The 23,170-nt window shown below is 64.5% G+C and carries 17 protein-coding genes and 1 tRNA gene; 12 read left to right on the top strand and 6 right to left on the bottom strand.

The features are described from left to right. The first annotated feature begins 3 nt into the window (after positions 1-3). Together KMZ29_RS14460 and KMZ29_RS14455 are read left to right on the top strand one after the other, a co-directional pair. Positions 4-1,509 carry an AMP-binding protein gene (locus KMZ29_RS14460; RefSeq protein WP_215619899.1) on the top strand — a complete coding sequence of 502 codons (1,506 nt, stop codon included), beginning with the start codon at positions 4-6 and terminating at the stop codon, positions 1,507-1,509. An 87-nt stretch (positions 1,510-1,596) separates the two neighbouring features. Continuing rightward, positions 1,597-2,829 (top strand): GGDEF domain-containing protein, encoded by a 1,233-nt coding sequence (locus KMZ29_RS14455; protein WP_215619898.1) that lies wholly within the window; start codon positions 1,597-1,599, stop codon positions 2,827-2,829. 3 nt (positions 2,830-2,832) lie between these two features. Here KMZ29_RS14455 and mfd read toward each other — a convergent pair whose 3' ends face one another. Both mfd and KMZ29_RS14445 read right to left on the bottom strand, forming a co-directional pair. Continuing rightward, a complete protein-coding gene (gene mfd, locus KMZ29_RS14450) occupies positions 2,833-6,351 on the bottom strand; it encodes a transcription-repair coupling factor (RefSeq protein ID WP_215619897.1) in 3,519 nt (1,172 codons plus the stop codon). Next, positions 6,348-6,638: an FAD assembly factor SdhE gene (locus KMZ29_RS14445; protein WP_215619896.1), complete on the bottom strand. Its 291-nt coding sequence runs from the start codon at positions 6,636-6,638 to the stop codon at positions 6,348-6,350. Before KMZ29_RS14445 ends, mfd begins: the two co-directional genes overlap by 4 nt. A 174-nt stretch (positions 6,639-6,812) precedes the next feature. Between KMZ29_RS14445 and recG the strand changes: the two genes are divergently transcribed. Further along, on the top strand, positions 6,813-8,921 hold the full coding sequence (recG, locus tag KMZ29_RS14440) for an ATP-dependent DNA helicase RecG (RefSeq protein ID WP_215619895.1): 2,109 nt from the start codon (positions 6,813-6,815) through the stop codon (positions 8,919-8,921). A 164-nt stretch (positions 8,922-9,085) separates the two neighbouring features. Beyond that, positions 9,086-9,373, top strand: coding sequence for a GIY-YIG nuclease family protein (locus KMZ29_RS14435; protein ID WP_215619894.1), 288 nt, complete (start codon positions 9,086-9,088; stop codon positions 9,371-9,373). A gap of 125 nt (positions 9,374-9,498) precedes the next feature. Here KMZ29_RS14435 and KMZ29_RS14430 read toward each other — a convergent pair whose 3' ends face one another. Then, the gene (locus KMZ29_RS14430; RefSeq protein WP_215624270.1) at positions 9,499-10,275 is read right to left on the bottom strand and encodes a DUF502 domain-containing protein; all 777 of its coding nucleotides are present in this window, start codon (positions 10,273-10,275) and stop codon (positions 9,499-9,501) included. Between the two features lie 109 nt (positions 10,276-10,384). After that, positions 10,385-12,211, bottom strand: a complete 1,827-nt coding sequence (gene glmS / locus KMZ29_RS14425) for a glutamine--fructose-6-phosphate transaminase (isomerizing) (RefSeq protein ID WP_215619893.1) — start codon at positions 12,209-12,211, stop codon at positions 10,385-10,387. 225 nt (positions 12,212-12,436) lie between these two features. Between glmS and KMZ29_RS14420 the strand changes: the two genes are divergently transcribed. Then, positions 12,437-12,667: a hypothetical protein gene (locus KMZ29_RS14420; protein ID WP_215619892.1), complete on the top strand. Its 231-nt coding sequence runs from the start codon at positions 12,437-12,439 to the stop codon at positions 12,665-12,667. A gap of 42 nt (positions 12,668-12,709) precedes the next feature. Here the strand turns inward: KMZ29_RS14420 and glmU are convergent, their stop codons facing one another. Continuing rightward, a complete protein-coding gene (gene glmU / locus KMZ29_RS14415; RefSeq protein ID WP_215619891.1) occupies positions 12,710-14,065 on the bottom strand; it encodes a bifunctional UDP-N-acetylglucosamine diphosphorylase/glucosamine-1-phosphate N-acetyltransferase GlmU in 1,356 nt (451 codons plus the stop codon). Positions 14,066-14,243: 178 nt separating this feature from the next. On the opposite strand from glmU, the gene KMZ29_RS14410 reads away from it, so the two are divergent. Then, on the top strand, positions 14,244-15,452 hold the full coding sequence (locus KMZ29_RS14410) for a hypothetical protein (protein WP_215619890.1): 1,209 nt from the start codon (positions 14,244-14,246) through the stop codon (positions 15,450-15,452). Between the two features lie 112 nt (positions 15,453-15,564). Beyond that, positions 15,565-15,945 (top strand): hypothetical protein, encoded by a 381-nt coding sequence (locus KMZ29_RS14405; protein ID WP_215611918.1) that lies wholly within the window; start codon positions 15,565-15,567, stop codon positions 15,943-15,945. Here KMZ29_RS14405 and KMZ29_RS14400 read toward each other — a convergent pair. Continuing rightward, positions 15,905-17,530, bottom strand: a complete 1,626-nt coding sequence (locus tag KMZ29_RS14400; RefSeq protein ID WP_215619889.1) for a glycoside hydrolase family 17 protein — start codon at positions 17,528-17,530, stop codon at positions 15,905-15,907. The two genes, KMZ29_RS14405 and KMZ29_RS14400, sit on opposite strands and share 41 nt — an antisense overlap. A 256-nt stretch (positions 17,531-17,786) precedes the next feature. On the opposite strand from KMZ29_RS14400, the gene KMZ29_RS14395 reads away from it, so the two are divergent. The 5 genes from KMZ29_RS14395 to KMZ29_RS14375 all read left to right on the top strand — a co-directional run bounded on the left by KMZ29_RS14395 (position 17,787) and on the right by KMZ29_RS14375 (position 23,049). Beyond that, positions 17,787-18,341 (top strand): beta-1-3, beta-1-6-glucan biosynthesis protein, encoded by a 555-nt coding sequence (locus tag KMZ29_RS14395; protein ID WP_215619888.1) that lies wholly within the window; start codon positions 17,787-17,789, stop codon positions 18,339-18,341. A 181-nt stretch (positions 18,342-18,522) separates the two neighbouring features. Next, positions 18,523-21,201 (top strand): glycosyltransferase, encoded by a 2,679-nt coding sequence (locus KMZ29_RS14390; protein WP_215619887.1) that lies wholly within the window; start codon positions 18,523-18,525, stop codon positions 21,199-21,201. 150 nt (positions 21,202-21,351) lie between these two features. Continuing rightward, a tRNA-Lys gene (locus KMZ29_RS14385) sits at positions 21,352-21,427 on the top strand. A gap of 193 nt (positions 21,428-21,620) precedes the next feature. Then, positions 21,621-22,238: a hypothetical protein gene (locus KMZ29_RS14380; protein WP_215619886.1), complete on the top strand. Its 618-nt coding sequence runs from the start codon at positions 21,621-21,623 to the stop codon at positions 22,236-22,238. A gap of 109 nt (positions 22,239-22,347) precedes the next feature. Then, complete coding sequence (locus KMZ29_RS14375) at positions 22,348-23,049, top strand: Abi-alpha family protein (RefSeq protein WP_215619885.1); 702 nt, start codon at positions 22,348-22,350, stop codon at positions 23,047-23,049. Positions 23,050-23,170: the final 121 nt, after the last annotated feature.

Below are 23,170 nucleotides of genomic sequence, written 5' to 3'. Positions count from 1 at the left end.
CCCGTGATCCAGACCAACGCATCGCCGACGCTCGACGTCTTGTTCAAGCGGATCCTGGCGCGCAAGCCGAATGCGCCGGCGCTGCTCGACCCCATCAACAAGCTGCGCGTCACCGGCCAGCCGCCGAAACGCCTGACCTTCGCCGAGGCCGACCGGGCGATAACGGCGCTGGCAGCGCATTTCATCGAATCCGGCTTGCCGTCCAATTCCGTGATCGCGGTGCAACTGCCGAACACGGTCGAGTTCGCGCTGACGGTGCTGGCCGCTCATCGCGCCGGCCTGGTGGTGGCGTTGTTTCCGCTGCTGTGGCGGCAGGCGGAATTGACCGTCGCGCTCAATCGCACCGGGGCGCGTGCGATCGTGACGTCAAGCAGGATCGACGGTGTGGTTCACGCCGATCTCGCCATGAACGCCGCGGCCGAGGCCTTCTCGATCCGTTACGTCTGCGGTTTCGGCACCGACCTGCCCGAGGGCATGGCCTCGCTCGATCTGGCAATGTCGACTGGCTCCACCACGTCGCGCGCCGTCGTGCAGGACGGCCGCAAGGCGGCGGTGATCTCCTTCGACGTGACATCGGACGGCTTCCGCCCGGTGCCGCGCACGCATCTCAATCTGATCGCCGGCGGCCTCGCACTGTCGCTCGAAAGCGACGTGCCGCAGGGCGCGACGATCATGTCGGCATTCGCGCCATCGTCATTCGCGGGCCTGACCTCGTCGCTGGTGATCTGGCTGTTGTCGGGCGGAACGCTGGCGCTGCATCATCCCTTCGACGGCGACCTGCTCGAACAGCAGATCGTCGAGCATTCCTGCGATACCCTGGTCGCTCCTGCGCAACTGGCGTTGCGACTGGCCGAGATCGACATGGCGTCGCGTCTGCCGGCATTGCGCAATGTGATCGGCCTGTGGCGCGCGCCGGAACAGGTCGCATCGAGTCCGCCCTGGATAGCGCAACACGCCTCGCTGACCGACGTCTATCTGTTCGGTGAAGCCGGACTGTTCGGGGCCCGCCGCACCGCGGCCGATGGCGCGCCGGCGGCGATCCTGCCGGGGCCGCATAGCGCCCCGCGGGAGGTTCCGGGCTCGTCGATTTCAGGCGAGATCTTTCTGACGCCGCGGGGAACGCTGGCCTTGCGCGGGCCGATGATATCCCCGTCGGCTTACGCGCCCCCGCCGCCATCGAGCGACTCCTTGATTGCGCAGCCGCCGCGCGATTACATCGATACCGACTACGCCGCTCGGCTCGACCGTTCGACCGGGGCGATCTGCATTACCGCGCCGCCCTCGGGCATCATGGCGGTCGGCGGCTACCGGTTCTTGTCGCAGGACCTGCAGGAATGGGCCCGGCGGCTCGGCCAGGGCGCACTGCTGACGGCGTTGCCCGACCGGCTCAGCGGTCACCGGCTTGCCGGACGCGCCCAGGACAATGCCCGCGCCCGCGAGGCGCTTGCCGAGCTCGGGCTTAACCCGTTGATGGTGGAAGCGTTTCGCGATCGGGCAAGTCAGGCTTGATAGAAGTCGGGGGGCTCCGTTGACGCGGCATTAAGACCGCCCAACTAGGATTCCGCGCTTATCCCAGAGCGCCGGTCCGAGTATCAGATGTCCCAGCAAGGCCCGATCATCGTCGTATCGACCGCCGGCCGGCCGCCGTTCGCGAGCGCGCTGGACGAGGCCAGGATTTTCCCGGTCATCGACACCGGCCTGACCGATGCGGTACGCGCAGTCGAACAGATGCACCCGGCCGCGGTTCTGGTTGCGACTTCCGCGACCGCCGAACCCGGTTTCGACGCGCTGGCCAAACGGATCGCCGCGCTGCAGCCGTATCTGCCGCTGATCGCGGTCGATCCCACGACACGTCTGCCGGAAAACGCCCTGCCTTTCTCGCAGACGGGTGGTAATTTTGATCGCTTGATGGCGCGACTGCGGGCCAGCCTGCGGGTGCGGACGTTGCACATCACGGTCATGCGCAGGCTAGACGGCGCATCGCTGGCGCGAACCGCATTGCCCGACTTCGATCCCACCCGCGACGCTACCGTGCTCCTGATCGGCCGCGGCGCCGCCTACCCAGCACTTTCCGTATCGCTCGGCGAACGGATGGGGCTGGTCGGCGCGCTCTCGATCGAGGCCGCGGCGAAACATCTCAACACCCGCGACATCGACGGCATCGTGCTTGGCGAAGGTTTCAGTCCGCGCGTGGTGGATGCCTTCCTCACGGTGCTGGCCGAGGACGCCCGCTTCCGCAATCTGCCTGTTGTGGTGACGTCGGACGGGCTGGCGCCGGACTATGAGCTGCCCAATCTCGAAATCATATCCGGCGAACCGGCCTACATTGCCGCCAATGCGCTGCCGCTGATCCGTCAGCATGCCTTCGAGGCCCATCTGACCCGAACCCTCAAATCGATCGACGCCGAGGGCCTGCTCGATCCGCGGACCGGCCTCTTGACGCCGGAGGCGTTCAGCCGGGACTTCGCCACGTCAGTCTACCAAACGCTGTCGCGCGGCGGCGGATTGTCGGTGGCGCGCTTTGCGTTCGATCCCGCCCACCCCCGCGCCCAGCTCGATGGCGCGCGGATACTCAGCCGGCTGATGCGGCAAATGGATTTCGGAGCCACCCAGCCGGACGGATCGGTGATCGTGGCGTTCGCCGATACCGATCTGCGCACCGCCCACATGATCGCGCGGCGGCTTTCCAGCGTGATGCGCCATACCAGCTACGGCAAACGCGACCCACGATCGGAGCCGGCCGTGACGGTCGCGACCCTGATGCCGAACGATTCGGCGAAGTCGTTGCTCACGCGGCTCTATGACCAAGCGCGTCGCGCCGCGTCCTGACCGTCACGCCGCCTTCCTGTCCTCCGCGAGATTGGCGAGCTGCCGCATTATCTCGGTGGTGCCCATCAGCCGCTCCTCCGGCGTCTGCCAATCCTGGAAGAACACCACCTTCATGTCGGGCCGCACCCGCGCCGCCTGGCCGTGCTGGCGGATGAAGTAGACCAGCCGATCCGGCTGCGCGAATTTGTTGTCGCGGAAGGTGATGACCGCGCCCTTCGGCCCGGCATCGATCTTCTCGACATTGGCTCTCCTGCAATAGCTCTTGATCGCGGCGATCTTGAAGAGGTAGCGCACTTCGTCCGGCAGCACGCCGAAGCGGTCGCGCAGTTCGGCGGCGAAATTGTCGATCTCGTCATCAGTATCGAGATCGGCGAGCCGCCGGTACAGCGATAGCCGCACCGAAAGATCGGCCACGTAATCCTCCGGAATCAGCACGGGCATGCCGACGGTGATCTGCGGCGACCAGCGGTCGGCGGCGGGCTCGACCACGCCGGCCTTGAGGTTGAGGATCGCCTCCTCCAGCATCGACTGGTACAGCTCGAAGCCGACTTCCTTGATATGGCCGGACTGCTCCTCGCCGAGCAGGTTGCCGGCGCCGCGGATGTCGAGATCGTGCGAGGCAAGCTGGAATCCGGCCCCCAGCGTTTCCAGCGACTGCAGCACCTTGAGCCGGCGTTCGGCCTGCGCCGTGATCTTCTGCTGCGCCGGCAGGGTGAACAGCGCATAGGCCCGCAGCTTGGAGCGCCCCACCCGGCCGCGCAGCTGATAGAGCTGCGCCAGCCCGAACATGTCGGCACGATGCACGATCAGGGTATTGGCGGTCGGGATATCCAGCCCGGACTCGATGATCGTGGTCGAGAGCAGGATGTCGTATTTGCCGTCGTAGAACGCCGACATGATGTCCTCGATCACAGTCGGCGGCATCTGGCCATGCGCGACCGCGACCTTCATCTCCGGCACGTTCTTGTCGAGGAAGTCCTTTACCCCGGCGAGATCCTCGATCCGCGGCACGACGTAGAACGCCTGCCCGCCGCGGTAACGTTCGCGCAGCAGTGCCTCGCGGATCATCAGGGGATCGTGCGGCGCCACGAAGGTGCGGACCGCCAGACGGTCGACCGGCGGCGAGGCAATGATCGAAAGATCGCGCACGCCCGTCAGCGCCAGTTGCAGCGTGCGCGGGATCGGGGTCGCGGAGAGCGTCAGCACATGCACCTCGGCGCGCAATTGCTTGAGCTTTTCCTTGTGGCTGACGCCGAAATGCTGCTCCTCGTCGACAATCAGAAGACCGAGATCCCTGAACTTGATCGACTTGCCGAGCAGCGCGTGGGTGCCGATGACGATATCGACCGAGCCGTCGGCCAGACCTTTCTTGACCTGCGTCAGTTCCTTGGCCGGAATCAGGCGCGACGCCTGCGCAACGTTGACAGGGAAGCCACGGAACCGCTCCGCAAAATTCTTGCTGTGCTGCCGCGCCAAGAGCGTCGTCGGCACCACGACGGCGACCTGCTTGCCGTCGAGCGCGACCGCAAACGCCGCCCGCAGCGCCACCTCGGTCTTGCCGAAGCCGACGTCGCCACAGATCAGGCGGTCCATCGGCCGGCCGCTTTCGAGATCCTTCAGCGTGGCATTGATCGCGCCGAGCTGGTCCTCGGTTTCATCGTAGGGGAAGCGCGCGCAGAACTCGTCATACAGCCCGGGCTGCACCGGCAGTTTCGGCGCTTCATGCAGATGCCGCTCGGCGGCGATCTTGATCAGTTCGCCGGCGATCTCGCGGATCCGGTTCTTGAGCCTTGCCTTGCGCGCCTGCCAGCCGCTGCCCCCTAGCCGGTCCAGTTCGACATTGGCGTGATCGGAACCGTAGCGTGACAGCAGTTCGATGTTTTCGACCGGCAGGAACAGCTTGGTGTCGGCGGCGTAATGCAGCTCCAGACAGTCGTGCGGCGCGCCGGCGACCTCGAGCGTCTGCAGCCCGACGAAACGGCCGATGCCGTGCTCGACATGCACCACGAGATCGCCGCTGGCGAGGCTGGTGACTTCGGAAATGAAATTATCGAGCTTGCGGCTGGCCTTGCGCGGCCGCACCAGCCGGTCGCCGAGAATGTCCTGCTCGCTGATGACGGCGACATGGTCGGTCTCGAAACCGGATTCCATGCCGACCACCGCCAGCATGGCCTCGTTGCGCGGCGTTGCCTGCACCGTGCGCCAGCTGTTGACGCTGGTGAGGTGGACGAGCTTGTGGTCCTGCAGCATGCTGCGCATGCGGTCGCGCGAGCCTTCGCTCCACAGCGCGATTACAACCTTCTTGCGCTGGGCTTGCAACGCCAGCACATGCGCGACAACGGCCTCGAACACGTTGACGGAAGTATCGGTGCGCTCCGGCGCAAAATTGCGCCCCTGCCGCGCGCCGGCATCGACCACGCCGGCGCCGGCGTCGGGCATGGCGAACGGCGTCAGCCGTGCCAGCGCCGACTCCTGCAGCCGCCTGCTCCACTCGTCTTCGGTCAGATAAAGCCGGTCCGGCGGCAACGGCTTGTAGATCGCGCCGCCGCCGGGATGCTCCAGCGCCTCGCGCCGCGCGTCGTAGTAATCGGCGATCTGCTTGAAGCGCTCGCGCGCGGCGTCCTCGCTTTGCGGCTCGATCGCGATCGGCGCGCCGTCGAGATAATCGAACAGCGTATCCATCCGCTCCTGGAACAGCGGCAACCAATGCTCCATGCCGGGATGGCGGCGGCCTTCGCTGACCGCCTCGTACAGCGGATCGTCGCGCTCCGGCGCGCCGAAGGCCGCGACATAGCCCATGCGGAAGCGGCGGATGGTTTCGGTGACCAGCTGGAATTCCGAGACCGGCACCAGGTCGAGCGCGCGCATGTCGAGCAGCGTGCGCTGGGTTTCGGCATCGAAGGTCCGGATCGATTCCAGGCTGTCGCCGAAAAAGTCGAAGCGCACGGGTTGATCGAGCCCGGCCGGAAACAGGTCGAGGATGCCGCCGCGCACGGCGTATTCGCCGGGTTCGCGCACGGTGGAAGAACGGTTGTAGCCGTGGTGCTCCAGCCACGCCACGATGGAGTCCATCGGCACCACATGACCGGGCGCGACCGACAACGCTTGCGCCGCAACGGTTTCCCGCGCCGGCACCCGCTGCACGACGGCGTTGACCGTGGTCAGCACGATCAGCGGCTTGTCGCTGCCGGCTAGCCGGGACAGCCGCGCCAGAGTGGTCAGCCGTTGCGCCAGGATGCCGCCATGCGGCGACACCCGGTCATAGGGCTGGCAGTCCCAGGCCGGGAATTGCATGACCGGCAAATCGGGTGCGAAGAATTCCAGCGCGCGCGCCAGTTGCTGCATGCGCGGGCCATCGCGGCAGACCACGGCGAGGCTGACCGCCGATGGTTTGGGCCGCGCCGCCACCGCGCGCGCCAGATCCGACACGACAAGCCCTTCAGCGCCCTCGGCGACGTTGGCAAAGGTCAGCGCCCGGCCGGGCGACAGCAATTCAGCCGGCGATCGAACGGGCGATTTCATGCGCCGTGATCCGACGAGCGGAACGACTGGATGCGGTCGAACAGGCGGTTCGCATATTCCGGCGCCGGCGGCATGTGGCCGGTCAGCGCGGCATAGAGATCGGGGTCGGGCACATCCATCAGATACTCGAATTGAGTTAGTTCCTCATCCGAGAGATTCGCGATCTCGGCGTCGGCAAAGCGGCCGAGAATGAGATCCATTTCGCGGGTGCCGCGATGCCAGCAGCGAAACAAGAGCCGCTTGCGGCGGTCGTCCAGGCCGCCGCTCGATCGTGTCGATCCCGTCATGTTCCGATTCCCATCCGAACGCCAAAAGCCCGGACGTGCCGGGCGGGGTTGATATAGCGTTCGTTGTGGCGAATGTCAGCCCCGCTTTCGCGGGAATTGTCGTGGTCACAGAAAAAGCCGTGGATGCCGCAATAAAGCAGGGCATCACGGACAGGAACGGTCTTAAGTCTTCCTATGCGCCCTGCTCTGCTCAATCCGCTGTTTGCGCCGGTCACGACCCTCAGCGGCGTCGGGCCGAAGCAGGACAAACTGTTTCGCTATCTGCTCGACCGCGATGAGACGCCGCGGCTGGTCGATTTGCTGCTGCATCTGCCGGCCAGCGTGATCGATCGCCGCGCGCGGCCGAAAATCCGCGACGCCGCCCAGGGAACCATCGTTACGCTGGAGGTGACCGTCGACCGTCACCGCCCGCCACCGCCGCGCAATGCGCGCGCGCCGTTCCTCGTTTATGCCAGCGACGACACCGGCGACGTGGTGCTGACCTTCTTCCGGGCCAAACCCGGCTACGTCGAGAAGCTGCTGCCGGTCGGCGCCAAGCGCTACGTCTCCGGCACCTTGCAGATGTATGACGGCGTCCCGCAGATCGTGCATCCCGACCGCGTCGTTGATGAAGAGGGCTTCTCCAAGCTGTCGGGTATCGATCCGGTCTATCCCCTGACCGAGGGACTGGCGCTGGGCTCGCTGCGGCGTGCGATGGCGCAGGCGCTGCAGAAGCTGCCGGATCTTCCCGAGTGGATCAGCCCGGAAGTGATCCGCCGCTGCCAATTTCCGCCGGTTGCGGAAGCGCTCCACCGGGTGCACGTGCCGGTCGAGCTCACGGATATCCTGCCCGACGGTCCGTTCTGGTCGCGGCTCGCCTTCGACGAATTGCTGGCGGGCCAACTGGCGCTGGCGCTGGTGCGCGCGCAGTTGCGCCGCCCCGCCGGCGACCGCCACGCCGGCGACGGCCATCTGCGCAGCCGGATCATCGACGCTCTGCCTTACGCATTGACCGCATCGCAGCGCGAAGCCGTCGCCGCCATCACCGAGGATCTGCGTCAGCCGGTCCGCATGTTGCGGCTGCTGCAGGGCGACGTCGGAAGCGGCAAGACCGTGGTGGCGCTGCTGGCAGCCGCCGCCGTCACCGAGGCCGGCAAGCAGGCCGCGCTGATGGCGCCGACCGAAATCCTGGCGCGCCAGCACATCAAGACGATTGCGCCGCTGGCCGAGCGCGCGGGCTTGCGGGTCGCCATCCTCACCGGGCGCGAGAAGGGCAAGGAACGCCGCGAACTGCTGGCGCGGCTCGCCGCAGGGGAGATCGATTTCCTGGTCGGCACCCACGCGCTGATCCAGGACGACGTGGTGTTCAAGGCTTTGGCGCTGGCTGTGGTCGACGAGCAGCATCGTTTCGGGGTGCGCGAGCGGCTGGCGCTGACCACCAAGGGGGACGCCGTCGACGTTCTGGTACTGAGCGCGACGCCGATCCCGCGCACGCTGGTGCTGACCTATTTCGGCGACATGGACGTCTCGGAACTGCGCGAGAAGCCGGCCGGACGGCAGCCGATCGATACCCGGGCGGTGCCGAACAGCCGCCTCAGTGAGGTGATGGATGCCGTCGGCCGCGCGCTCGACAAGGGCAAGCTGGTGTACTGGATCTGCCCGCTGGTCGAGGAATCCGAGGCCGAGGGCACAGAACATCTGACCAACGCGACCGAACGGTTCGAAAGCCTGCAGCAGCGTTTCGGCAACCGCGTCGGTCTGGTGCATGGCCAGATGAAGGGCGCCGAGAAGGACCGCGTGATGGCGCAATTCGCCGCCGGCGAAATCGGGCTATTGGTCGCGACCACCGTGGTCGAGGTCGGCGTCGACGTGCCCGCCGCCACCATCATGGTGATCGAGAACGCCGAACGCTTCGGGTTTGCGCAACTGCACCAGTTGCGCGGCCGGATCGGCCGCGGCTCCGAAGCCTCGACCTGCCTCTTGCTTTACAGGGAGCCGCTCAACGAGATGTCGACGGCACGGCTGAAAGTGATCCGGGAGACCACCGATGGTTTCCGGATTGCCGAGGAAGATTTGCGACTGCGCGGTGAAGGCGACGTGCTGGGCACCAGACAGAGCGGCCTGCCCGGCTACCGCATCGCGCGCTCCGAAGTGCATGGCCAACTCATCACGCAAGCGCGCGACGAAGCGCTGCGGATCATGAAGGATAATCCGAAGCTGAAGGGCGAACGCGGCGAGGCCTTGCGCTGCCTGCTCTATCTGTTCGAACGGGACGAAGCGATACCGCTGATCGGGGCGGGGTGAAGCCTGTCGTCGTCATTGCAAGCCAACGGGTCGCGCGAATGCGCGCCCGATGACAGGCTCCGCGAAGCAATCCATCTTGCCGAGTAAAGAAAGATGGATTGCTTCGTCGCTGCGCTCCTCGCAATGACGGCGTATACTGACCCACCACGTTGGAAATGAAGCAGATGAAACAACCCTGCGTCTACATCATGGCAAACAAGCATCGCGGTACGCTCTACGCCGGTGTCACTTCCGACCTGCCACGACGCACCTTTGAGCATCGCGAGGGATTGGTAAGAGGGTTTACGAAGAAATATGGCTGCAAGATACTCGTCTGGTACGAAGTGCACGACAGCATGATCGCGGCGATCACGCGGGAGAAGCAGATCAAGGCGGGGAGCCGGGCAAAGAAACTGGCCTTGATCGAAGCGTTAAATCCTGAATGGAAGGATCTCTTTGAGACGTTGGCGTGAGTTCGGCCCCGATCCCTCCCCGTCATTGCGAGCGCAGCGAAGCAATCCATGGCGCCGCGCAAAGAAAGATTGGATTGCTTCGTCGCTGCGCTCCTCGCAATGACGACGGTGGCATAGGCAAGCCGTCACTCCACCTTCGCCGGTTCCGGCTGCAGCGGGGTTGAATTCGCCACCCGTGCGGCGTTCGCCATGCCGGCCAAGGCCGCAAGCTTCTTCTGCTGGTCGGAGCCGGGCTGCACCACGCCGCAGGACATGATCAGGGTCGCGGCGTCCTCGGCGCTCATCTGGATATCGACGATCTTGCTCTTCGGCACATAGAAGAAGAAGCCGGTGGTCGGGTTCGGCGCGCAGGGCAGGAACACCGAGATGTGCTCCTCCTGGCCCGGTAGCTTGTTGGCGATCTCCACGCTCGGCGACTGCGAGATCAGCACGATCGACCACATCCCGGGCGAAGGGAATTCGACCAGGCCTACCCTGCGGAAGCTCGATCCCTGCCCCGAGAACAGCGTCTCGAACACCTGCTTGAGGCCGCGATAGATCGCGCGCACCACCGGCATGCGGCCCAGCAGCCGCTCGCCGAGATCGACCAGGGTTCGCCCGATCAGGTTGGCGGCGAGGAAGCCGAGCAGCGTCAGCGCGAACACGGCGACGATCAGCCCGGAGCCCGGCAGCCCGAACGGCAGATAGGTTTCCGGCCGGTACGCCAGGGGAACGAACGGCCGGACGATGCCGTCGACCCAGGTGACGAACCACCAGGTCAGATAAAAGGTGATCGCGATCGGACCGGCGACGATCAGGCCGGTCAGGAAGTAGTTGCGGAATCGGGCCATCAGGCCGCTGTGGACTTCGGGCGGGACTTCGTCCTCGGGCACGGGCGGAGGCAGATCGTCTGAATTCATCAGGGTTCCAGGTTGGTCGGAGCGGCTACCGTACAGTGCCAGCTAAGCCATCCTAGCAGGTTTTTGAAGACCGCGGCCACCGCCTGAGGTGTGACACTTGTTCCCCGGTCCCCTATTCCACGGTCACCGATTTCGCCAGATTGCGCGGCTGGTCGACGTCGGTGCCCATGACCACGGCGGTATGATAGGCCAGCAACTGCACCGGAACGGCATAGACCATCGGCGTAAAGGCCGAGGCCATATCGGGCAGCATGATCGTCACCAGCGAGTCCACGGTCGCTTCCGCCGCGCCCCTGGCGTCGGTCATCAGGATGATGTTGCCGCCGCGGGCGGCGACCTCCTGCATGTTGGAGACGGTCTTCTCGAACACTTTGTCGTGCGGCGCGATCACCACCACCGGCATGTTCTCGTCGATCAGCGCGATCGGGCCGTGCTTGAGCTCGCCGGCGGCGTAGCCTTCGGCGTGGATATAGGAGATTTCCTTCAGCTTCAGCGCGCCTTCCAGCGCCAGCGGATAGCTGGTGCCGCGGCCGAGATAGACCACGTCCTTGTGCTTGGCGATCTCGCGCGCCAGCTTCTCGATCTGGGGCTCGGTCGAAAGCGCCGCCGCCATCAGCCGCGGAATTTCCACCAGCCCTTTCACGAGCCTGTTTTCGTCTGCGTCCGACAATTCGCCGCGCGCCTTGCCGGCGGCGACCGCGATCGCGGCCAGCACCATCAGCTGGCAGGTGAAGGCCTTGGTCGAGGCGACGCCGATTTCGGGGCCGGCCAGCGTCTGCAGCACGGTCTCGCTTTCACGGGCGATCGTCGAGGTCGCCACGTTGACCACCGACAGCGTGTGCACGCCCTCCGCCTTGGCGTAGCGCAGCGCGGCCAGCGTGTCGGCGGTCTCGCCGGACTGCGAAATGAAGATCGCCAGATCCCCCTTGCGCAACGGCGCCTCGCGGTAGCGGAATTCGGAGGCAACATCGAGCTCGACCGGAAGGCGGCCGAAACGCTCGATCCAGTATTTGCCGACGTAACCGGCGTAGCTCGCGGTGCCGCAGGCGACGATCGAGATGCGCTGGATGTCCTTGAAGTCGAACGGCAGTTTTACCGGCAGCGCGATGCGTTCGGTCGCCATGTCGACGTAGCGCGCCAGCGTATGGCCGACCACTTCCGGCTGCTCGTGGATTTCCTTGGCCATGAAGTGGCGATAATTGGCCTTGTCGACCAGCGAGGTCGAGGCGGAGTGCTTGATGGCCTCGCGATGAACGACTGCATTGTGCTTGTCGTAGATCACGGCGCCGTCGCGGGTCAGTACCACCCAGTCGCCATCCTCGAGATAACTGATGGTGTCGGTGAATGGGCCGAGCGCGATCGCGTCGGAGCCCAGATACATCTCGCCCTTGCCGTAGCCGATGGCGAGCGGCGGTCCATTGCGCGCGCCTATCATCAGGTTGGCGTCGCCTGCGAAAATGAACCCAAGTGCGAACGCGCCGCGAAGCCGGGACAGCGACGCCTTAACCGCTTCGACGGGGTTGATGCCCTTGGCCAGATAGCTGTCGACGAGGTGCAGGACGATCTCCGTGTCGGTCTCGGTCTTGAAGACCGCGCCCTTCTTCTCGAGCTCTTCGCGCAGTTCGCGAAAATTCTCGATGATGCCGTTGTGGACCACGGCGACACGATCCGTCGCATGCGGATGGGCGTTGTTCTCGGTCGGCTTGCCGTGGGTGGCCCAGCGCGTGTGGCCGATGCCGGTATGACCGGCGAGCGGTTCGGCGCGCAACCGGGTTTCCAGATTCTTGAGCTTGCCTTCGGCGCGGCGGCGCTCGATGTGCTCGCCTTCCAGCGTGGCGACTCCAGCGGAATCGTAGCCGCGATATTCAAGGCGCTTGAGCGAATCCACCAATTGCTCCGCGACCGGAGCGCGTCCGAGAATGCCGACAATGCCGCACATGCGGGTAAATATCCCCAAATCGTCGAAAGATTTCCAAAACAGCGCGCGACCCTCTTAACGAAAATCGCCTGCTCCCAGATACTCAATAATTATTGCGGATTGCGACAGGGTAAAGCTTAGGCCTTAACAAGCCTCTCCGAAGCCCTGCCCGTCACCCGAATTGAGAAGTTCATTAACGGGCCATCAACTCTTTTTCGGAAACATTGACGAACCGGAGAAAGGCTTGTGACAGACACACGCGACCGCTCACCTGGCGACCGAGGCCTCGCTTCCCTGCATTTGCGGGCCAGCGAGACCGCAGGCACCCACCTTGCCCAATGGCCGCCGCCGATGCGCGGGCACGAAGCCAAGCCCGTGCTTGTGAAGCACCAGCCGGGCGAGCCGGTCCAGCGCGCCAAACCGCGCGGCTGGCGGCTGACGCGTGCGATCTTTTCGGAATTTGCCGACGACGAGTAGCGCGCTCGCGCCAGCAGCCTTCCCAATCACACCGCGGCGGGTTCAAGCCTTCGGCGCCTTGTTGCGCGTCTTCAACTCGCGGTACCGCCTCGCCCCACCCTCGCGGTTGGTCTGCGGGCTGCGCTCGACTGCCATGGCGTCGTCGGGCACGTCCTTGGTGATCACCGAGCCCGAACCGATATAGGCGCCGGCGCCGATCCTGACCGGCGCCACCAGCGACGAATTGGTGCCGACGAAGGCGCCCGCGCCGATCTCGGTCTTGTGCTTGGAGAAGCCGTCATAGTTGCAAGTGACGGTGCCGGCGCCGATGTTGGCCTTGGCGCCGACATGGGTGTCGCCGATATAGGAGAGGTGATTGACCTTGACGCCCGCCTCCAGCGTCGCCGCCTTGGTCTCGACGAAATTGCCGATCTTGGCGCCATCGCCGAGCGAGGTTCCCGGCCGCAGCCGCGCAAAGGGGCCGACCAAGGTGTTCTTGCCGATCGAGGACTGCACGATGTGGGAGAACGAATGGATCACCGCGCCGTCGGCGATGGAAACGCCGGGGCCGATCACCACGAACGGCTCGATCGTCACGTCCTTGCCGAAGCTCGTGTCGGCGGCGAGATAGACCGTGTCGGGCGCGGTCATGGTCACGCCGGCCTCCAGCGCTGCCTTGCGTAACCGCGCCTGCATGACCTGTTCGGCCTCGGCGAGCTGGCCCTTGGTGTTGATGCCCCGCACTTCGTCCTCGCTGGTTTCGATCACGATCGCCTCCAATCCCATATCCCGGCTGATGGCCACTGCATCGACCAGATAATATTCGCCCTTGCTGTTGGCATTGCCGATCCGGTCGAGGATTTGCAGCGCCCGGCGGCCATCGAAGGCCATCACGCCGGCATTGCAGAGCGTGATCGCGCGTTCCGCAGGCGTCGCGTCCGCGTGCTCGCGGATCGCCACCAGCCGCCCATCCTCGACCAGCAGCCGGCCGTAGCCGGTGGGATCGGCAGCTTGAAAGCCGAGCACCGCCAGCGCCGCGCCGTTTTTCAGGGGCGCGCGCAAACGCGAAACTGTCTCGGCCGAAATCAGCGGCGTATCGCCGAACACCACCAGGAGATCGTCGGCGCCGCGCGCCAGCGCTTCGCGGGCGGCGAGCACCGCATGCGCGGTGCCGAGACGTTCGCGCTGCACGAAGGTGGCGGCATCGGGGCGAACGCGTCTGGCCTCGTCGGCGACCGCCTTGTGGTCGGGGCCGATCACCACGGCGAGCGAGGCGCCCGCTCCCTTCGGGGCGGCGCCGAGCACATGCGCCAGCAGCGACTGGCCCGCCACGGGATGCAGCACCTTCGGCAGCGAGGATTGCATGCGCGTGCCCTCGCCGGCTGCGAGCACGATGGTGAGGCTGGAACGAGCAGTCATCCTGTTCCCTGTTCAATGGCGGCTGACGCCAGCGCCGCCGCCCTCTTAGAGCGTTTTGCTCCCTCTTGGAAACCCGATTCGCCGTCAGGCCAACCGGGGGGATTCAAGATGAGGACGTATTTCCTGTTAATGTTTGCCGTCTGATTCGGGTGGGCCTCGGGAGGGCCGGCAATTTCGTATGGCCAAGAATACCGACCATCTGGCTGACGGCTTCGAGGCCGAAAACACCGGCGGCGTGCTATCGGGTTTTCTGGCGGAGGAAGACGAATTCGACCGCCGCACGCTGTGGCGGCTCGGCTCGTGGGGCGTCGCCTCGGTCGGCGCCCTCGTGCTCGCCGTGATCGTCAACCAGTCCTCGATCGGATCGCGGCGCGAGCAGGTCGCCGCCGCCGATCTGGCGCGCCAGGCGCAGCAGCAGATTCAGTCGGTCGCCAAGGAAAGCCACAGCGAAGCCAGGCGGCTGGCATCCGCGATCGAGACGCTGAACGGCGATCGCGACCGGCTCTATACCCGCGTCACCGTTCTGGAACAGGGACTGGATTCCGTGACCGGCTCGATCGCGCGGCAGAACACCGCCACGGCGCCGCCGGTTCCCGCTTGGCCGGCGGCCGAGACGGCCGCTGTGCCGGTCAGTCCGTCCCCGGTTGTCGCGCCGGTGGCGACGACGGCTGCGGCCGCAATCGACAAGCCGCGCACGGCCATGGCGGCGGTCGAGCCGGCACCAGCCACGGTCTCGTCCGTTGCCAGGGAAACGCCAAATCCGCCGGCGGCAGGCACTTCAACGCCGCTGATGCCGGCGAAATCGATGATGGCCCCGCCCGATGCCGCGGCAGGAAAACTGATCGAACCCGAGGCGTCGAAGCAGGCCGTCACCTCTGCGCCGATCCCGGAAGTGGCGGCGGTAGCCGCCGACGCCGATCCGGGCGCGCCGGAGGCGGCGGCTGCCAAACTCGCGGTGCAGCGCACCGAATTCGGCGTCGATGTCGGGGGTGCGAATTCGGTCGGCGGCTTGCGCGCGCTGTGGCGCGGCCTCTTGAAGTCGAAGTCCAACGCGCCGCTGGCGGCGCTGCGGCCGATCATCGTGGTGAAGGAAGGAAGCGGCGGGCTCGGCATGCAGCTGCGGCTGGTCGCAGGTCCCCTCAGCGATGCCGCCGCCGCGGCGAAAATCTGCGCGGTCATGATTGAAAACGACCGGACCTGCGAGACCACGGTGTTCGACGGCCAGCGTCTGGCCCTGACGGGCAGCGAGCCGCCCGCTGCCGCCGTCAAACCCGCGCCGCGCAAGCGCGCAAGCCCGAAACGGCCGGTGGCGGCGGTCGAGGAGCCGGCCAAGAAGCCGGAATCCTCCTCCATGCTGACGTCGATGTTCAGTCGGCGCAGTCAATAAATCCTGTAATCACAATGTGTTGTATCCGCGTCTTGATGCAATTTCGTGCGGTTGGTCGCCTGACGGCATGCGCCGGGTTGTCCCGCAACGCGTTCCCGAGCATATTCGCGAAATGAAAAAGACCCCGTTCCGGCTGACGCCCTATCAGGTGCAATGGCTGCTGGTCGTCGGCTTCGTCACCGTCGGCTACGCGCTTTATCTGCGCTATCTTGCGATCGAGTTTTCCACCGTGGCGCTGGCCTGCGATGCCGGCCTGCACACCATGTTGTGCAAGACCCGGACGCTGGTGACGTCGCTGTTCAAGAATTCAGTGTTCGGCATCGTCGCGCTGATCATCGCCGCACTTCACGTCATCCGGCCGTCGATCGTGCTGCTGACCGGCGGGCTGGTCGCAGCCGGGTTCGGGATCGTGCTCTACAATATCAGCCTGTCGGGGCTGGCGATCGGCCTGCTCATTTTGGGCTTTGCACGCCCCGCGCCCGCCACAGCGTGATCGCCAGCAGGAAATACATCGCGCAGGTCCACAGCGACTGCCAGTTGTCCCTGCCCTCATTGAACCCGGTGTAGAGCGCGGACGCCGCCAGCAGGCCGGCGAACACGGCCTCCGCGATCGGGCGGGCGCCCTCCTGCGGGCGGTTCAGCGCCATCAGCGTCCACAACGGCACCACCGCCATGGTCAGCGCCGCATAGGGAAAATCCTTGTAGCGCGGGTCGAACACGAAGCCGAGCGCGGTCTCGGCGCCGATCAGCGTGGTGATCGCCAGCACCACGGCGAGCAGCATGCCCAGCAACGGGCGGGGGCTGCCGTCGCGCGGTCCGAGCAGTTCCAGGAAGGTCGGCAGCGAACGCCCCGACATCAAGGCGTTGGTCGCGAGCAAGGGCGCGGCGATGCCGGCCGCCAGCAGCGCACCCCATTTGAGCCAGCCGCCGATACCGTAGCTTTCGTAAACCATCTTGTCCCCGGCGATCCCGAGCAGGATGCCGGCCGAGGTGGCGGATATGGCGACCGCGACCCAGGCTGCCGGCCGGGGCGTCCAGGGCCGGTGGCGCAGCGTCAGCCAGGCCGCGCCGAACACGAGAACGGCCAGGGCTATCCCGCCTCCCATCTGCAGCTTCCAGAATGGATAGTTGGTGATGGCTTCGCCCGGCGGGTACTTCACGGCGCGTCTGACCGAATCGATCAGGCCCCAGTAGCCGCCGACGGTGCCCTCGAGCTGGCGCTTCCACGGCTGGTCGTAGGCCTCGATCAGATTGACGCGGAAGTTTTCCCGCTTCGCCAGCGCCAGGATCTCCGACACCACGCGCGCCTGGTTGGCGCGCGACGGCAGCGCCGCCTCGCGCATCCGCCCCGCACTCGGCCAGCCGGTCTCGCCGATCAGGATTTCCTTGCCGGGAAACGCCACCGCCATCCGCTTGCGGATGGAGTCGACGTGGATCGCGGCATATTTGGCGCGGATCGGGAAGTCTTCCCAGTAAGGCAGGATGTGAATGGTGACGAAGTCGACGGCGTCATAGACTTCGCGGTTGCGCAGCCAGTATTCCCAGACATCGGCGTAAGTGACGGGAACGGCGACCTGCGCCTTGACCGAGCGGATGATGGCGACGAGGTCGGAGGTGGTCATCTCGCCGCGCAGCAGCACTTCGTTGCCGACCACGACCGAGGTGATGACACCGGGATATTCCTTGGTCAGGCCGACCACGGTCGAAATCTGCGCCAGGTTTTTCAGGCGGTTGCTGCCGAGCCAGATGCCCTGAATGACCTTCAGCCCGACCTTGGCGGCGAGCGCCGGAACCTGGTCGAGGCCGTTTTCAATCGAATAGGTGCGCACGCAGTCGGAAATTTTGGCGAGCTGCGCCAGATCCTCGGCGATCTGTTCCGGTCCGATATGCGTGGTCGGCACCAGCGGCGTTTGGTCGCCACGGAACGGCGCGTAGGACACGCACAGCAACTTGGCGTTGGGATCGATCGGCGCGCGCGCCAGATTGATAGGCGTGGCCAACCACCACCAGGCGGCGGCGATCGCACTCAGGGATATCAGGAGAAGCGCCAGTGGCGTACGAAGAGAAATCGGTTCCATCCTCCGGGCCGGGATCGTCGATTAGCTTGTCACCGGCCGTCTGCCAAGAGCAGGATAGCGGCAGGGTGGCCGCAATTCGGGACCCGCCCATGCGGGCGGCTTAAAACGGTGCGATAAAGTTGTGAGTTTGCTGGACAAAATATGAAATGTCCGTCATGGGAATCCGGCAGGGTCGCCGCCGCATTGGGGACCCATTTAGGCGGCATCACACCAGCCGTCCGGACCGAGCGCGGACGGGCAACACATCGGGGATTCTATGCGTCGACGGGTGCTTCAGACTAGAAATGCGGTTTTGCGCCACCTCGCCATTCCCGGGCTCGTCCTCCTCATCGGTGTCGGCAGCGCCCTCGCCCAGAGCGGTGATGCCCGCGCCCAGGACCCCAAGGCGCCCGCCACCAATCCCGCCGATACCGCCAAGGACGACCAGCGCAAGACCGACCAGTTCGTCGAGGCGTCGCAGGCCATCAACGGCCCGGCCGGAAACCCGGAATGCGTCTGGCTCGGCCGCCGCATGGTGCGCCTGATGTGGCTCGACGATCTCGATACCGCCTTTCGCCATCTCGATCTCTACGACCGTTTCGGCTGCCCCGGCGGCCACATCCAGGCGACCTTCCGCTGCCTGACCCGGTTCGGCGCGTCGATCGATTCGAAGGTTCCGGAGTCGCTTTCCGGCCGCATTCACGCCTGTTGGATCAATCCGGCGGCGCAACCGCAGGCCGCCGCGGCGGCCACGACAGCTCCGGTCGCCACGACGGCCGGAAGCACAGTGCCTGCGGCCTCACCCGCACCGGCCGCCGCGCCAACGAAATAGCCGAAAGCGAACCAAACCGTGTTCTCGCGATTTTGAATCGGCTGCGCCCTTAAAACGCCACGGCGTCATACCAGTTGTTAAATCGCGTGGCAGGACTATCCTTTGAGTTGCCGCCGTGTCGGTCGGACCTAGGGGACGGGTTCGCTTTCTTTCAATGCAAGCCCCGTATGGTTTTGTCGCGATGCGCGCCGTCGTCGCCGTTCTGTTGTTTGTGACTGCCGTTCACGCTGCCATGTGGGGGCTGCTGCGGGACAAGCAGCAAGCCCCGGACTTCAAGGGCATCCTGCCGAGCGTCTCCTACGCGCCGTTCGAAGGCACCGGGCATCCCGACGTCGACAACATTCCAAGCGTGGAAAAAATCCGCGCCGACCTCAAGACATTGTCGCGGATGACGCGGGCGATCCGGCTTTACTCCTCGACCGGGGGCGTCGAGCTGGTGCCGCCGATCGCCGCGGAATTCGGACTGAAAGTCACCGTCGGCGCCTGGATCGACAAGAATTCCGAACGCAACGAACGCGAGATCCAGGCCGCGATCAGCCTCGCCAAGCGCAACAGCAATGTGAACGGCGTCGTCGTCGGTAACGAGACGATCTACCGCGGCGAGCAGAAGGTCGACGACCTGATCGAACTCATCAAGCAGGTCAAGAAATCGGTCAATGTGCCTGTTACGACTGGTGAAATCTGGAATATCTGGCGCGACAATCCAAAGCTGGCGTCCTCGGTCGACTTCATCGCCGCGCATGTGCTGCCCTATTGGGAAAACTTCACCGACAAGCAGGCGGTGGATCAGGCCGTTTATCTCTATGGGCTGTTGCGCGAACAGTTTCCCGGCAAGCGGATCGTGATCGCCGAATTCGGCTGGCCCAGCGCCGGCTACAATCTGAAGAACGCCGAACCCGGCACCTTCGAGCAGGCCGTGGTGCTGCGCAACTTCGTGACCCGCGCCGAAGCCATCGGCATGGAATACAACATCGTCGAGGCGATCGATCAGCCCTGGAAGTTCTTCGAAGGCGGCGTCGGGCCCTATTGGGGCATTCTCAATGCGGCCCGGGAGCCCAAATTCGCCTGGACCGGCCCGGTCGTGAACGAGAATTACTGGAAACTGGCGACGATAGCGGTGCTGGTCGGCATCCTGCTGTCGCTGCCGATTTTGCGGCTCGCCCAACCCACCATCATGCAGGCGCTGGTGCTGTCGGCGGCGTCCGCCGGCGTCGGCACCTGGGCCGCCACCGTGTTCGCCTATTGGGAAGGCCATTACTTCGTGTTCGGTTCGGCCTTCGCGCTGACGCTGGGATTGATCCTGCTGATCCCGCTGGTGCTGATCGCGATGGCGCGGATCGAGGAAATCGCGGCCATCGCCTTCGGCCGCAAGCCGCGCCGGCTGATCGTCAAGGGCGAGCCCGTGGCGCCGGCGACGATCGGCGAGAGCGTCTCCTTCCCCAAAGTATCGATCCACATCCCCGCATATTTCGAACCGCCCGAGATGCTCAAGCAGACGCTCGATGCGGTGGCGCGGCTGGACTATCCGAACTTCGAATGCGTCGTCATCATCAACAACACGCCGGATCCGGAATTCTGGCAGCCGATCCAGGATCACTGCCGGGCGCTCGGCGAGCGCTTCGTGTTCATCAATGCCGAGAAGGTCGAGGGCTTCAAGGCCGGCGCGCTGCGCATCGCCATGGCGCGCACCGCCGTGGACGCCGAGATCATCGGCATCATCGACGCCGACTATGTGGTGCAGCCGGACTGGCTGAAGGATCTGGTGCCGGTGTTCGCCGATCCGCGCGTCGGCCTCGTGCAGGCGCCGCAGGATCATCGCGACGGCGATACCTCGCTGATGCACTACATCATGAACGGCGAATATGCCGGGTTCTTCGACATCGGCATGGTCCAGCGCAACGAAGCCAACGCGATCATCGTCCACGGCACCATGTGCCTGATCCGGCGCGCGGCGATGGACATGGCCGGCGGCTGGGCCGGCGACACCATTTGCGAGGATACCGATCTCGGCCTCGCCATCATCGAGCACGGCTGGCTGACGCACTATACCAACCACCGCTACGGCCATGGCCTATTGCCCGACACCTATGAGGCCTTCAAGAAGCAGCGCCATCGCTGGGCCTATGGCGGCTTCCAGATCGTCAAGAAGCACTGGCGGCGGTTCCTGCCGGGCGCGAGCCGGCTCTCGCCAGATCAAAAACGCGAATTTTCGCTGGGCTGGCTGAACTGGCTCGGCGCCGAAAGCCTCGGCGTGCTGGTCGCGATCCTCAATCTGATCTGGGTGCCGATCGTGGCGTTTGCCGGCATCGCCATTCCCGACAAGATCCTGACGCTGCCGATCATCGCCGCCTTCGTCGTCTCACTGCTGCATTTCATGATCCTGTACCGGCTGCGGGTGCCGGTGAAATGGGGCCAGATGCTGGGCGCCATGGTCGCGGCGATGTCGGTGCAGTGGACGGTGTCGCGCGCGGTCGCCAACGGCCTGATCACCGAACACCTGCCCTTCGCCCGCACCTCCAAGGGCGGCCTGTCGCGGATGTCGATCGAATTCCAGGCGTTTTGGGAGGCCGTGATCGGCGTGCTGCTCTTGGTCGGCGCCGCTGTGCTGGTGGTCACCAACAGCCAGAAGGAGGTCCGCGAAATCTATATCTTCGCGGCCGTGCTAGTGCTGGAAAGCCTGCCGTTCCTGTCGGCGGTGGCGATCGCCATCCTCGAGAGTTCGCGGATCAATTCGTTCGAGTTCTGGCGCTATGCCGGGGTGCGCAGCGCCGAACTGATCGGGCTGCGCCCGGTGGCGATGCCGACGGTCACCGGCACCTCGCAGCCGGTGGCGTCGGAGGTTCGCCGCGAAGCCAGTTGACGGAAGCCGGTTTTCCGGCCTCCGCGGGGCATGAAGAAAAGCCGCTAACGGCCGGCACCGGCTCGAAAATCCGGGCCGTCCCCAACGGCGCATTTGCGGTTCGCCGCGCTATTGACCCGCATCCAGCCGCCCCCTACACAGCGCGGCAGTGAGCGCGTAGCTCAGGTGGTAGAGCACGTGACTTTTAATCATGGGGTCGAGGGTTCGAGTCCCTCCGCGCTCACCATGAAATCATTTTGAATTTTCGAGTGAGGCTCGCCTTGGCTTGGCCGAGCGATTTATGGCATCGGTCTTGAATGACGACAGGCCCGGTATCGACTGTTTGGGTCCAATTTTGAGTCCACGGAGGGCTTGCTTTGCTAAGGCGCACCCGGTTTGGCCTTCTCCGCGCATTTCAACGTCAACATGGCGCGCTAAGGATGTCAGTCTCGTCGTTCGATTTTGGACATGTTGCAGAGGCCGCGCGCATCGCCAACGCGATCTTTATTCTACTGGGACCCCGTTCACGCACCCATACTTCAGTTGTTGAGGCTCTCAACTGGGACATTGAAATGCCCACGACTGTGCCGTCAGGAAATTTAATGTCCGTCGAATGCATTCCCGTCGAGGCGGTGGGCGATCGACCGGCCTCGTGGTTCATTCAAGCGCTCCCAGCCGGCCGGGAAGCGGCCGTTTTTAGAAAGGATGTTCGTCTCTCAATCAATGAATGGTGGAACGAGGTAGTCCTGAAGGGGTCCGAAGGAACCCTCTCCCGTCTGGACATCATCAGGATTACGCGTGACCGCGACGGCGGCGCACATTTGGATGAGACAATTTCATCCCCTGCTTACAAAGCCGTCTTGCTTCGGGGAGCGGGATTTAGCTATCAGCCCTCGCAAGACGCCCCCTCGCAGCCAGTCGAAAATTCGATTGAAGCGATCATTCGACAGATCGCGAACGAGGTTCTGATCCCCCTACAGAGCAAGGGACTTGCCGCGCAGTGGGAGATGCAGCAATTGGCTGCAATTGGATCCACCGCACTGTTCACAGAGGAATAAAAGACATCAGTGGGGGCGGGTTTCCCCCAACCGACGTACCCGACTTGATCTTGATCTATCGACAGCTTGCCATCCCAATCAATTTGGATTGGATATTGGAGCTTTTTGGATGACGGACCCATTCGCGAACCGCTTAGAGGACGTTCTGAACAAGGGCATCAAGGCCGGCGTTAGTATGCTACCCGTTGTCGGCAGCCCCTTGGTTGAAATGCTGACCTTCGTTATCGGCGACCCCGCACAGGAACGCCGCGATGATTTTATGCGCGACACCTTTGAACGGCTATCGAAGCTGCAGGAGGACTTCGAGCAAGTGAAGCCCGAAAACTTGCATGCAAATGAGCAATTTCAGGCGACTTTCTTGCAGGCCATTCGTGTCGCTTCTACAACTGCATCGCAGGACAAAAAGCGGATGCTGCAAAACGCTATTATAAATTCTGCAATTGGCTCAATGGACGAAAACATCCGGCACATCTTCATGCAAATGATTGACGAAATCACGCCCATGCATGCGGTGCTGCTCAGCTTCCTGAGCAATCCGAAGGCGCATCCCGCGGCGGTGGCGAAAGCAAAGTCGATGATGGCCGGCGGAATGGTGCGTGTCATCGAGGCGGCTCTCCCTGACCTCACCAGCGATGACACCATCTTTGATCGCGTGAGTGGTGACCTTGGAAGGCTCGGTTTAGCTGATACCGGCTGGTTTAAAGCAATGATGAGTGGCGGCGACTCGATGCTGCAGCCGCGCATCACCAACCTAGGCAAATCCTTCCTCGCCTTCATCAGCGCACCGGAGGATAAAAAATCGGACGACTGACGATTCGGTGAACTCCAAATAATCTGGCTGCGCAACGATGAAGCGCCTTCCAAGGTATGCTGAGCTATCTTTTGCGCGCACGTGCGCCGAGGGTGGCGTGCAACGGCGGCGCATAGCGCCC

The sequence above is a fragment of the Bradyrhizobium sediminis genome, assembly GCF_018736085.1.
Lineage (GTDB): Bacteria > Pseudomonadota > Alphaproteobacteria > Rhizobiales > Xanthobacteraceae > Bradyrhizobium > Bradyrhizobium sediminis.
The sequence above is the reverse complement of the archived record's forward strand: the minus strand, read 5'-3'. Positions and strand labels throughout refer to the sequence as shown.